We start from the raw sequence: 11,557 nt of genomic DNA on the forward strand, positions 1-11,557 counted from the left end.
TGCCCTTGAGGCTTCGCAGAGCGCCTACAGCATCAGCGTTCCCGGCCAGAAAGCCGATACGGCAACCGGCCATGTTGAAGCTCTTGGAGAAGGAATGAAATTCGACCGCCGTCTCACGCGCACCCGGCACCTGCAGGATACTGATCGGCCGGTATCCGTCAAAGCCCATCTCGGAGTATGCGAGATCATGCACGACAAGCAGGTTCCACCGCCGGGCAAAGCCGATCAGCTGTTCAAAGAACGCATAGTCCGCTCTTACGGAGACCGGATTGCCGGGAAAATTCAGCAGAATAAATGCGGCGCGCTCCAGCACTTCTTCTGGAATGGAATTAAGATCCGGCAGGAAGCCGTTCTCTGCCTTCAGCGGCAGCGGCCAAGGCGTAACGCCGGCAATGGCTAACGCACCGGAATAAATCGGGTAACCGGGATCGGGCACAATCGCCACATCGCCGGGATTGCAGACCGCCAGCGCCAGATGCGCAAGTCCGTCCTGGGAGCCCATCAGCGTCAGCATCTCTGTCTCGGGATCAACCTCTACTCCGAACCGGTACTTCATCCAGGCTGCGGCTTTGCTGCGGAATGCCAGTCCGCCTTCGGAGGACGGATACGAATAGCTGTCTTCCTTTAATACGGCCTCGCTGAGTACGCGCCGGATTTCAGAAGACGGTCCGCGGTCCGGACTGCCGATGCCAAGGTCGATAAGATTAAGGCCGCCCGCAGCCGCTTCGGCTTTCCAGCCTGCAACCTCCTGAAAGATGGAGGAGCCAAGCCTCGACAGCTTGTCCGCGCGCCATCTATTTTTAGAAGCCTTAAGAGTCAATGATACACACCTGCCTGTTTTTTGTTATATAAGATGAACTTAAGATTTTCCATCAAACATCAGTCATAACTACGAGGAATGTTTCCGGCCGCTGTTGTCTCCAGATTTCTTGATTTTAACGACTCTTCGCGGATGAAATCCGGAGACAGCCTATGCTTTCGAAGCGAGCTTTCCTCCAGAAAGCTTTCGGGTGATCGCTATCGCTCCTACAGTTCCAAACTTCCCCTCCTTCGTTACTCCTTACACTGATGTCATTTTTTAAGTTCATCTTATATAGATTCAACTAAGTATAACACCGTCCGCCCGCTTACGGCACCGCCCTGGAGAGATTAATGAAGCTTAACGCAGATATGAATGGCAAAAAGGAGCCCTACCAGGGAATTTCCCGGCAGGCTCCTTTTGTTCTCCGTATCGGCTGCCCTTATAGCAGCACTTCCCGTTTGATCATCTCCAGTTCCTGCGATCTGCCGTAAACCGGATAAGCGCGTTTTGTCGGCTCGCACCAGTTCACGCCGTTGATGATAACCTTCTGGATTTCCGGATGATAATAAGTCGGATAAGACTCATGCCCTGGCTGGAAGTAGAAAATCTTTCCATTTCCCCGCCGATAGGTGGAGCCGCTCGGAAAGACGTTCCCGCCTTCGAACCAGCCGACAAAGATCAGTTCGTCCGGCGCAGGCACATCAAAGTGCGTACCGTACATTTCCTCATGTTCAAGCTCTATATATTCGCCGATGCCTTCCGCGATCGGATGGCTCGGATTCATGACCCATAGACGTTCCTTCTCACCGGCTTCACGCCATTTTAGATCGCAGCTCGTACCCATCAGCTTCATAAAGATCTTCGACATATGCCCGGAATGAAGCACCACAAGCCCCATACCCTGAAGGACACGCTGATGGACGCGGTCAACGATCTCGTCGCTTACTTCCTTATGGGCAATATGGCCCCACCAGACGAGGACATCGGTATTGTTCAGCACTTCCTCTGTCAGCCCGTGCTCCGGCTCATCCAGGGTCGCCGTGCGGACATCCAGGCCCGCCTCTTTCAGAAAGCTGGCGATTTGACCGTGAATGCCCTCCGGATATACAGCAGCGATTTTGTCGTCGTTCCGCTCATGGCGGTATTCATTCCATACGGTTACTTTAACCATACTGCTCTCTCTCCTGTCCCCAAGTTAATCGTTTACCATCCTTATCATACAATTCAGGGAAGGCGCTTTCTTCCTACATTCTAGCTGAATTATTCCCGAATATTGTCCTCCGGTATTTCATCGGCGAGACGCCGGTCGCTTCCTTGAAAAAATGATGAAATGTCTTCACGCTTCCAAAGCCCGAAGCTTCGGCAACCGCCGTAATCGGCCCGTCCTCGTTCAGCAGCAGCCATTTGGCCTTATTGAGCCGGTATTCATTCAGGAAGGACACAAAAGTCATGCCCGTGTTACGTTTGAACAGCTTGGTAAAATAGTACGGGCTGAAGCCCATATATTTCGCAACTTCCTTCAGTGTTATGGCCTCACGGTAGTGCTTCTCGACATAGGTGAAAATCCGCTCCAGCTTCTCCAGCGTTTCCTTGGATTTAGTAGCCGACTCCTCCGAAATTTTGGGCTGCCGATGCACGCCGCTTTTCGGAACCTCGCGAAGAATCAAGGTCAGCATTTCAAACAGCCTGGCTTTGATCAGATACGCGTACCCTTCCGCCCGCCGGACATTTTCCTCGTGGATGCTCTCGATCAGCCCCCGCATTCGATCCGCCAGCCCTTCAGGCCATTTCCATCCGGACTGCTCCATCGAAGCAAAGGCGTCGCGGAGCGAATGCTCCTTAGCGTCCAGAACCGAAACTTCCTGAAAAAAGCTCAAATCGAACTGAATGACCAGCCGCTCACTATCGGGCGAAGCCAGAAAATAATGCACGTCCCCGCTGCCCACAAACTGAATTTCTCCCTGCCGCATATGGATGGGTACATCATTGATCCCAAGGTCCACGCTTCCTTTGACCACATAAATGATCTCGATTTCTTTATGCCAGTGCGGGTAGCATAGACGATCCCCCTTATTCACAAAGCTGCGAAACGGAAAGTGCTTGTCAAGCTCCGGAATCTCCAGATAAAGTTTCATGACGTCTCCCGTACCTTTACGTTTTAATCTAATCTGTATTGATAATAATTCAGCGCGGCGGCAAAGGGCAAAAGATTTTTTCAGATAACGGCGGGAAGCAGCAGAAAAGCTTAATATGCCTCAACCAAGGAAAAATATTCTCGGTTTTCGGGGCCGCCTGAACAAGATCCGCAGGGTCCTTGCAACCTTTTTTCGTCTAATCCGTTAATTGTAGTAAAAGCATCGTTTGAGAAATAACCCAGAGGGTAAATAGCTTTATACTGTGCTTTATAGAGTCAAGGGGGAGATTGATCATGTTGTTGAAAAAGACTTTTGTAATGCCTGTCCTCGTGCTGCTGTTCCTTTCCCTCATCAGTACGGCAAGCACAGCCTTAACCCAGGCGGTTGCCCAGAGCATCGGGCCAGCGCAGCAATTGACCGTATATATTCATTCATTGCAGCCTGATGGCAACAAGGTGATTCTGACGGCGGATGAGATTAATTGGTATGAAGGAGCCGAAGCCGACCGCGTCTTTGCGCAGCGGGAACCGGAAGCCGCACAAGAGATTGGCGGCGCGCCGGACGGCTATTATATCGTGAACGACAGCGATACGCTTACCGAGTACCCGCTGGCTGAGCATGTAGACATCAAGACGCAAATATTTGACCATACCGGAAACCCCGGCGATTTGGATATTATTTGGAACGAAGCAGTCGATTTGAATACGTTCCTGAACAAGTTCAGCGATACGGATGTGGTGGATCTAAGCCAATTCCCTTATCACATCACGGTTCAGGACGGCAAAGTGACCGCTATCGTTCAGCAGTATATTCCTTAACTTAAGTGAAAATCTTAAGTCTAGCAGCGGCCCGCAGAAGAGCTCTCTGTCACACGAGCTCTCCATGCAGGCCGTTTTGCGTTTACGCCCCCCCAAAGATCAATAATTTATCATTTGGGAGTCGGCATGTTCTCCGGTATAATAAAGGTCAGGCGAAATGGATGATAACTTATTGAAGGAGACTTGGATGTTTAACCGGAAATGGAGCATTGCCCTACTGATATTATTAGGCGGATTTCTTTATACCCTGATCCAGTTTATTCTCTCTACGAACCGATTACAGCATCAGGTGGATAACTTGCTCCCCGGACAGGCTCAAGCGGTCCCTTCCCGCCGGGTCCTGCTTATATCCCAGGAACTCGACAATCCTTACTGGCGGTCCATTGAGCAAGGAGCCCGTAAAGCAGCCGGCAAGTATGGTATGGATCTCGAATATACTGGGCCCTTGCGGATTAATCCGGAAGAACAGCTCTCCCTGCTGGAGCAAGCAATCGCTTCACGGCCCAGCGCCATCATTGTGCAGGGCACCGGCGGAGCCGACTCCAAGGGGCTGATAGACCGGGCGATGGCGCTGGGCATTCCCGTCGTGACCGTCGATGCCGATGAGCCCGGAAGCCGCAGGCTGTTCTACGTCGGGTCCGACAATCTTGCGGCAGGCGAGGAGATGGGCCGGCTGGTGGCGGAAGCCGCGAACGGCAAAGGCAAAGTCGGCGTACTGGTGGGAACGGTCCGAGCCGACAGCCAGCGTCTCCGTCTGGAGGGCCTGCGCAGCATTATCGCGAGTTACCCGGAAATGAAAATTGCCGATGTTCGGACATCCGATATATCTCGGCTTCAGGCCTCCGAGCAGACCCGAAGCCTGCTTGCCGCTCATCCGGACCTGAAAGCGGTCGTCGGATTCAGCTCCCTGGACGGCCTTGGAGCGCTGGACGCGGTGCGTCAGCTGAGAACAAACCGGCTGCTGTTCGCTTTCGACGATTTGGACGAGACCAAGGAAGCCGTGCAAAAAGGGCTAATTAAGCTAACCCTTGTCCAGCAGCCGCTGGAAATGGGCAGCACAGCCATAACACTTCTCCATGATTATTTTCAGGGGAAATCCGTGCCGGATGTCAGCTATACGTCTATCCGTTTGCTTGGAGACAGCGGCATGGCAAAGCCTGACGGGGAGGGTGCGCCATGAGTATTCGCAGCAAACTGCTGATCTTCATCCCCCTGCTCGTTCTGCTGATGAATCTGGTAACTTACTTTTTATTCCAAAGCGGAACAATTGTTCGGGATAGCTATGATCTGATTATGGGCCGGATTCTCAAATACAAAGAGACCACCGGGGCGTCCGAGGACAGCCTCAAGGCGGTGTATGCCTATCTGCTTCACCCGGCGGAAGACTCAAAGGCGCAGGCGGCAGAGACGCTCACCAACCTTTCGGGGCTTCATTCAACCCTGATGGATACGGGCTCCGCGCCGCCCCTGACCTCCTCTTTAACCGGGTATGGGAATATGATTCGAACCTTGCTGTCACTTGAGCAGCAGACGCTCGCCGCCTCGGAGAACGGCAGATCTTCGGATGCGTTCGGGCATTATCTCGAAGCCGAAAAGACCCTCTCCTTTATCCGGAGTGAGGGACAGCAGCTGGTTGAAGGCGAATTAGATCATTACCGTCCGGTATTCCGGAATATTCAAGCGGAGAATGCGCGGCTTTACAAGCTGGGAGTCGCCGTATTCGCTCTGGGTACGACGCTCAGCCTCGTGGTTGCGGTCTGGATTTCCCGCAGCATTACGGTTCCGGTCAGCGCGCTCGTCCGCTCGGCGAAATCCGTGTCCAGGGGAAATCTGGACCCTCCCCTTCCCGCCGGGGGCAAGGACGAGCTCGCCGCTCTGTCTGCCGCCTTTACCGGAATGCTGGCCGGTCTGAAAGAATCTATTGAAAAAGACAGGGATATCGCCGAGAAGGAACGGCTGGTCAAGACTCTGGAGCTGCAGGCGCTGCAGAGCCAGATCAATCCTCATTTTTTATACAATACGCTTAATGCTCTTTCGAAGCTTGCGCTGCTGGAAGAGGCGGAACGAACCAGCGATCTGATTGTCTCGATGTCAAACTTTATGCGTTACAACCTGCAGAACCTGGATCGGCAGGTGCCTCTGCGCAATGAACTGGAGCATGTAAAGGAATACATCAGGCTGCAGCAGACCCGGTTCCGTGACCGGGTGTCGTTCCAGCTCGATATCGATGAAAAAGCGCTCAATGTAAGGGTTCCCTCCCTGACCATACAGCCTATAATCGAGAATGCGTTCATCCATGGCATCGGTCATATGGAGAGCGGAGCAGTTATCTCTCTTTCCATTCACGGCGGGCCATCGGTTACAAAAATTGTTATACAAGATAACGGCATAGGGATGACTGAGAATGTACGTGCGTCCTTGCTGAACCACACGCAAGTGCCAGCGGCAGAGACGCCGATTCAGGCGCGCTCCACCGGCCTAGGCACCCGTAATGTGTTCAGGAGACTGGAACTGGTCTACGGGCGGAAGGATTTGGTTCAAATTACGAGCGAACCGGGAAAAGGAACGACCGTAGTGCTAAATATTCCGGTGGGAAGGAGCGGGATGAACAGTGTATCGGCTGATGATAGCAGATGACGAGGCGCTTGAGCGCGAGGGATTGGAATGGATTATCCGTCGGGCAATGCCGGATACCTTCCTAATTATTCACGCCGAGAACGGAAGAACGGCGATCGGACTTGCCGAGGAGCACCGGCCCCATATTATTTTCATGGATGTCAATATGCCCGGCATTCAGGGACTGGAGGCCCTCAAGGAGATCAAAGCGCGGATGCCGGACGCCAAGCTGGTATTGGTGACCGCCTATGATTATTTCGCCTATGCCAAGGAAGCCATCTCGCTCGGAGTGGAAGAATATATCATAAAGCCCGCCAAGCGGAAGGAACTGGTGTCCTTGCTGCATCGACTGGTGGACGACCTGGATCAGGAAAAAGCGAAACGCGAGGAAGAGCTGGAAATGCGCGATCGGATGTCCCAGCTGATGCCGCTCGCCGAGAATGAGCTTGCTCTGCTGCTGATGATGAACAAGGCTGCGGATGATGAAAGCTGGAAGCTTTCCGAATGGCTTGGTTTTCCGCTTGACCGGGGACTCGGACTCGTCGTGGCTTTCCATGACGAGATGAACATCGGAAGACAGAAAGTGTACAACGTCATTCACAGTCTGCTTAGAACCTTCGGCAGCTCGATTTCCAGCTCGATCATCGACCGCCATGTCGCCGTATTCCTGCGTATGCCGCCGGGTATGCCCGAAACGGAGTTCAACGATGAAGTGCATCAGTACGGAGAGAAGCTGCGCTCCCATGTAGAGCAGCACTTCGGCCTTTCTGCGGCAATAGGGATTGGTACGGTTCGCGAAGGCGCGGAAGGCCTTCATGAATCCTACTTTGAAGCCGTGTTCGCCTCCACTCTCGGTGCGCGGAACGGAGAAATCTGCCACTTTGGCGATTTGAAGAAGGAGGACTTCGCATTTACCGACAGGAATCCTGCGGCGGTCAGTCAGGCGGGCCAGCGTTCCTATGTCGTCGCAGCGCTTGAGCGCATACGGGAAGAACGGGAACAGCAGACGATGAGCGTGCTGGATAAAGCGAAACGATATATCGGCTTAAAATTCACGGAGGAACTCTCGCTGGAGGAAGTCGCTGACCACGTGCATCTGAACCCTTTTTACTTCAGCAAAATCTTTAAGCAGTTAACAGGGGAGACCTTTATCGACTATCTCACTAGTCTAAGGATCGGCAAAGCCAAGGAACTGATTGCAGAGGGAGATCTCAGTCTTAAGGAAGTCTCCTATCTCGCAGGATACAAGGACCCGAATTACTTCAGCCGGGTGTTCAAAAAGGTGACCGGAGTCACTCCAAGCGAATATCGCGAACAGGTTAATTAATATAGTCCATGCCGTCAGGCGTGGATTTTTTTGTGCCTGGAGGACAAGATAATACTAGTATCTGCATTCCCCGCCGCCATTCCCTCCCTATCTTAAAGAAATGCGCAAAAGAGGACAAAATCGTGCAGGGGATAGCTCCTCTGTGAGCAGGGAGGTGATGTTATAATTTTAAGAAGAAACAACTGCTGCGCTGATTTGATAGCGGTATCCGCTGGTAAGCGCGCAGATGGAAAGGGGAAAATGATATGAGTGCTTTATTGCAACATCCGGCCGAAGAGTCGGAGACCAGTATAAAATTTGTTGTCCTTGTATCCATGGTCGCGGCCCTGGGCGGTTTTTTATTCGGATTCGATACGGCGGTAATGTCGGGGGCTAACGGATTATTGCGTGCCCGGTTCGAACTCGGCAACTTTATGCTTGGCTGGACGGTTTCCTGCCTGATCATCGGCTGTATGGCCGGCGCGGCGATATCCGGTTCGATAGGTGAACGTTTTGGCCGAAAAAAAGTGCTGATTGCGGCTGCGGTTCTGTACACCGCCGGAATTTTCGGTTCCGCCGTCTCGCCAACACTGGGAATTTTCATTACAGCCCGCATGATCGAGGGTCTCGCTATCGGTATCACCTCAACGCTCTGCCCGCTCTATAATGCGGAGATCGCCCCCGCCAGATTCCGGGGCCGATTGGTCGCTATGAACCAGATGGCAACAGTTAGCGGTATTTTTCTCGGCTCCTTTCTGGCCCTTGGCGTATCCAGCATGGGCAATGACGCATGGGACGTTTCCACAGGCTGGCGCATCATGTTTGGAACCGGTATCGTGCCGGGACTTCTGTTCCTGACTCTGCTGTTCCTGGTTCCGGAAAGCCCAAGATGGCTGATCAAGAAAGGAAGAGCTGCGGAGGCGCTGCCTATTCTACTGAAGATTCACGGAGAAGAGCTGGCCAAGAAAGAAGTGCTTGATATCAAGCAGAGCTTTGCACAGGACGAGGAAGCCAAAGCCGCTTCCGGCCGGAGATTGACGCCGGCCCTTCGCACCGTCCTGGTCGTTGGCATTATCGTCGCCATGCTTCAGCAAGTTACAGGTATCAACGCCGTAATGTACTACGCGCCGGAAATCTTCCGCCAGACCGGTGCGGGAGCAAGCGGTTCCCTTACTCAGACCATTATGGTCGGACTTGTCAATCTGATCTTCACCGCGCTGTCGCTCTGGCTGGTCGATAAGCTGGGCCGCAAGGTGCTGATGCTGGCCGGTTCGTTCTTCATGACCGTCAGCCTGGGGATCATCGGCTTTGCTTTCCATACCGGGCGTACGGACGGCCCGATTGTGCTGATCTGCATTCTCGTCTATGTTGCGGCCTTCGCCATTTCACTCGGGGCCGTAGTTTGGGTAATCTTGTCCGAGATCTTCCCAAGCCGGATTCGCGGCTTTGCTACGGCTGTCGCCACAATGGCTCTTTGGGGAGCCGACTTCGCGGTTTCCCAATCCTTCCCGCCGCTGCTTTCTTCTGCGGGACCTGCCATAACATTCTGGATTTTTGCCGCAACCTCCCTGTTTACATTCCTCTTTACTTGGGGAGTCATTCCGGAGACCAAAGGCAAATCCCTTGAAGAAATCGAAGCGATGTGGGAAAAAAAACACGGTGACAAACAGGAGAGTCTTCAGCCCTCTCTTCAGGATTAATAAGTAGCACAAAACGGGCCGAACAGGGATCATCCCTATTCGGCCCGTTTTTCGTCTGCCTATCTGCTTGCTGCCGCCATCCCTACAGACTATCACAGCTTTCTTTTTTATCCAAATAAGTTTATGATGATCTAAAATATTGTTATCACAAAGCCATTGGGAGAAGATAGCTGAACATGATCTATATTAAAGATTTAATGAGCGGAATTGATATTTTCAAAGCGCTCAGTTCTGAAATAAGAATACAAATTCTAGAAATGTTAGCCTCCAACCCGCAGCTAAATCTGAATGAAATCGCCAAACGGCTGAAGCTGAGCAACGGCGCGATTACGATGCATATTAAAAAGCTTGAAGAGAGCGGTCTTATTGAAATTAATACTTCCGTCGGCAAGCATGGAATTCAGAAGGTATGTTATTTGAACAAAGACCGGCTGATGGTCGAGCTCCGCAGCAAGGATATCGGCAATCTATATGAGGTGGAGATTCCGGTCGGGCATTATAGTAACTATGCGGCCGTTCCAACGTGCGGTCTTGCGACGAAGGATAGCATTATCGGGGAATTCGACGAACCGCGCTATTTTGCCGACCCGCAGCGGATCAAGTCGGAGATGATCTGGATGGCCGATGGGTTTCTCGAATACCGGATTCCGAATTATTTAAAGCCAAATCAGCGCTTCCGTGAAATCCAACTCTCCTTGGAGCTTGGGTCGGAAGCGCCTGGCTGCTCTGATCATTATCCTTCGGATATTTATTTTTATCTTAACGGCATGGAACTCGGCTTCTGGACAAGTCCCGGCGACTTTGGCGATACACGCGGTACGTTCAGCCCGGATTGGTGGCCTCCCCATTTGAATCAGTACGGTATGCTGAAGCTAATCCGGATCAATGAGGAAGGAAGCTTTATCGACGGCTCGCGCATTTCGGATATTACTCTGAATGATATGAAGCTGAATTACAAAAGCGAGCTGACCTTTCGCATCGCTGTTACCGACAAGCCGGTCAACAAGCGCGGATTGACGATATATGGCAAGCATTTCGGCAATTACAGCCAGGCTCTTCTTGCCCGCGTGCTGTACGATGTCCGCGAGGCCGGAGAGGTTCATACGCTTTAAGACAGGCTAGACCAGGCCGTGACTAAACAAGACGACAGGTTCATGCCAAAATGCTCCAGAAAGACGGAATATCCGTCCTTCTGGAGCATTTATTTGCTTAGAACTGTCATTTGCCGGAGGCTGCCGCTATCGCATAATTCCCCTAATGCAAACACACACTAATCCTCGTCTCCCAAACCAACGAGAAGGAGTGTTTCAAATGCGCGAAGGTTTGATTCCCACCATTCTTGGTACCGTCGTATCCGCTTCAGGAGCCGCCTTTCTTGGAAGCAGATATAAGCTGGTTGCGTCAGGAGTACTCGGCTTCGGTCTGGCGCATATTGTGCTTGGCACCATCGACCTGATTGAGCACCGGTAAGGAGCAGGAGAACAGAGGATATCCCGAAGGCTGCAACCTGGGCCCTAGGGATATCCTTTTTTGGCAGATACTACTTTACAGCCACATAGAACAGCCGCTGCGTGTCATCTCCGGCCGGTTTCCATTCAAAATCGCCATACACCTTTACCTCGCTGAATCCGGCTCTCCGAAGCGCTTCCTCCATCCACTGCGGATCGTAGGCGCGCTGCACATGCGTCTCCTCGAACCGGCGGTACCGGTCGCTGCCTGGTTCTTCACGGACGAAGATGGAGAGATGATGCTCAATCTCGGTTCTTGGCCTATCCATTTCGCAGGTCCAAATGTAAGACACCGAGAGATCATCCATGATGAAGGGCTGCTCCTCCTCATAACGAATCAACGTGCGGGGATGGTGAACGTCAAAGAGAAAGCTGCCCCCGGGCTTCAGTCCCTTGAAGGTACGCTCGAACACGGCTGAAATATCGCTCTCTTCGAGGATATAATTCAGACTGTCGCAAAATGAAATCACGGAGTCCACCGGCTCCGGCAGCTCCCATTCCCTCATATCCTGCCTGATCCAATGGACGCTGCCTTCCCGCATAAACCGCCGTCCCCGGGGACGATCCTCCATCTTCTGGCGCGCCACGGCAAGCATATCCGAAGACAGGTCAATACCCGTCATATGATATCCCGCCTCGGCCAGCGGAATGGTGAGGCTGCCGGTGCCGCAG

General features: G+C 52.5%; 11 protein-coding genes. 7 read left to right on the plus strand and 4 right to left on the minus strand.

Annotated features, from left to right (window positions below; genetic code table 11):
- The 3 genes from L691_RS0104475 to L691_RS0104485 all read right to left on the minus strand — a co-directional run.
- Positions 1-820 (minus strand): aminotransferase class I/II-fold pyridoxal phosphate-dependent enzyme (locus tag L691_RS0104475; protein WP_025689037.1); only part of this gene is annotated, 820 nt, incomplete at its 3' end.
- A gap of 421 nt (positions 821-1,241) precedes the next feature.
- On the minus strand, positions 1,242-1,973 hold the full coding sequence (locus L691_RS0104480) for a ThuA domain-containing protein (RefSeq protein ID WP_025689038.1): 732 nt from the start codon (positions 1,971-1,973) through the stop codon (positions 1,242-1,244).
- Between the two features lie 73 nt (positions 1,974-2,046).
- Positions 2,047-2,937: an AraC family transcriptional regulator gene (locus L691_RS0104485; protein WP_025689039.1), complete on the minus strand. Its 891-nt coding sequence runs from the start codon at positions 2,935-2,937 to the stop codon at positions 2,047-2,049.
- A 293-nt stretch (positions 2,938-3,230) separates the two neighbouring features.
- Between L691_RS0104485 and L691_RS0104490 the strand changes: the two genes are divergently transcribed.
- The 7 genes from L691_RS0104490 (at position 3,231) to L691_RS0104520 (ending at position 10,847) form a co-directional block, all read left to right on the plus strand.
- Entirely contained in the window at positions 3,231-3,755 is a 525-nt protein-coding gene (locus L691_RS0104490; RefSeq protein ID WP_051459300.1) for a hypothetical protein, read from the plus strand.
- 187 nt (positions 3,756-3,942) lie between these two features.
- Positions 3,943-4,935 (plus strand): substrate-binding domain-containing protein, encoded by a 993-nt coding sequence (locus tag L691_RS0104495; RefSeq protein ID WP_025689042.1) that lies wholly within the window; start codon positions 3,943-3,945, stop codon positions 4,933-4,935.
- The gene (locus L691_RS0104500; RefSeq protein WP_025689043.1) at positions 4,932-6,392 is read left to right on the plus strand and encodes a sensor histidine kinase; all 1,461 of its coding nucleotides are present in this window, start codon (positions 4,932-4,934) and stop codon (positions 6,390-6,392) included. Before L691_RS0104495 ends, L691_RS0104500 begins: the two co-directional genes overlap by 4 nt.
- Entirely contained in the window at positions 6,367-7,698 is a 1,332-nt protein-coding gene (locus tag L691_RS0104505; RefSeq protein ID WP_025689044.1) for a response regulator transcription factor, read from the plus strand. The genes L691_RS0104500 and L691_RS0104505 overlap by 26 nt, the downstream gene beginning before the upstream one ends.
- A 245-nt stretch (positions 7,699-7,943) precedes the next feature.
- Positions 7,944-9,377, plus strand: a complete 1,434-nt coding sequence (locus L691_RS0104510; RefSeq protein WP_025689045.1) for a sugar porter family MFS transporter — start codon at positions 7,944-7,946, stop codon at positions 9,375-9,377.
- 176 nt (positions 9,378-9,553) lie between these two features.
- A complete protein-coding gene (locus tag L691_RS0104515; RefSeq protein ID WP_025689046.1) occupies positions 9,554-10,489 on the plus strand; it encodes an ArsR/SmtB family transcription factor in 936 nt (311 codons plus the stop codon).
- 199 nt (positions 10,490-10,688) lie between these two features.
- On the plus strand, positions 10,689-10,847 hold the full coding sequence (locus L691_RS0104520) for a hypothetical protein (RefSeq protein WP_025689047.1): 159 nt from the start codon (positions 10,689-10,691) through the stop codon (positions 10,845-10,847).
- 70 nt (positions 10,848-10,917) lie between these two features.
- On the opposite strand, the gene L691_RS0104525 is transcribed toward L691_RS0104520, so the two are convergent.
- Positions 10,918-11,557 (minus strand): class I SAM-dependent DNA methyltransferase (locus tag L691_RS0104525; RefSeq protein WP_025689048.1); only part of this gene is annotated, 640 nt, incomplete at its 5' end.

Source organism: Paenibacillus zanthoxyli JH29 (assembly GCF_000520715.1).
GTDB lineage: Bacteria > Bacillota > Bacilli > Paenibacillales > Paenibacillaceae > Paenibacillus_AQ > Paenibacillus_AQ zanthoxyli.

Bases quoted from the DNA above. Each gene is read 5' to 3' on its own strand.
- L691_RS0104480 (WP_025689038.1), bottom strand. From the start codon at position 1,973: ATGGTTAAAGTAACCGTATGGAATGAATACCGCCATGAGCGGAACGAC.
- L691_RS0104485 (WP_025689039.1), bottom strand. From the start codon at position 2,937: ATGAAACTTTATCTGGAGATTCCGGAGCTTGACAAGCACTTTCCGTTT.
- L691_RS0104490 (WP_051459300.1), top strand. From the start codon at position 3,231: ATGTTGTTGAAAAAGACTTTTGTAATGCCTGTCCTCGTGCTGCTGTTC.
- L691_RS0104495 (WP_025689042.1), top strand. From the start codon at position 3,943: ATGTTTAACCGGAAATGGAGCATTGCCCTACTGATATTATTAGGCGGA.
- L691_RS0104500 (WP_025689043.1), top strand. From the start codon at position 4,932: ATGAGTATTCGCAGCAAACTGCTGATCTTCATCCCCCTGCTCGTTCTG.
- L691_RS0104510 (WP_025689045.1), top strand. From the start codon at position 7,944: ATGAGTGCTTTATTGCAACATCCGGCCGAAGAGTCGGAGACCAGTATA.
- L691_RS0104515 (WP_025689046.1), top strand. From the start codon at position 9,554: ATGATCTATATTAAAGATTTAATGAGCGGAATTGATATTTTCAAAGCG.
- L691_RS0104520 (WP_025689047.1), top strand. From the start codon at position 10,689: ATGCGCGAAGGTTTGATTCCCACCATTCTTGGTACCGTCGTATCCGCT.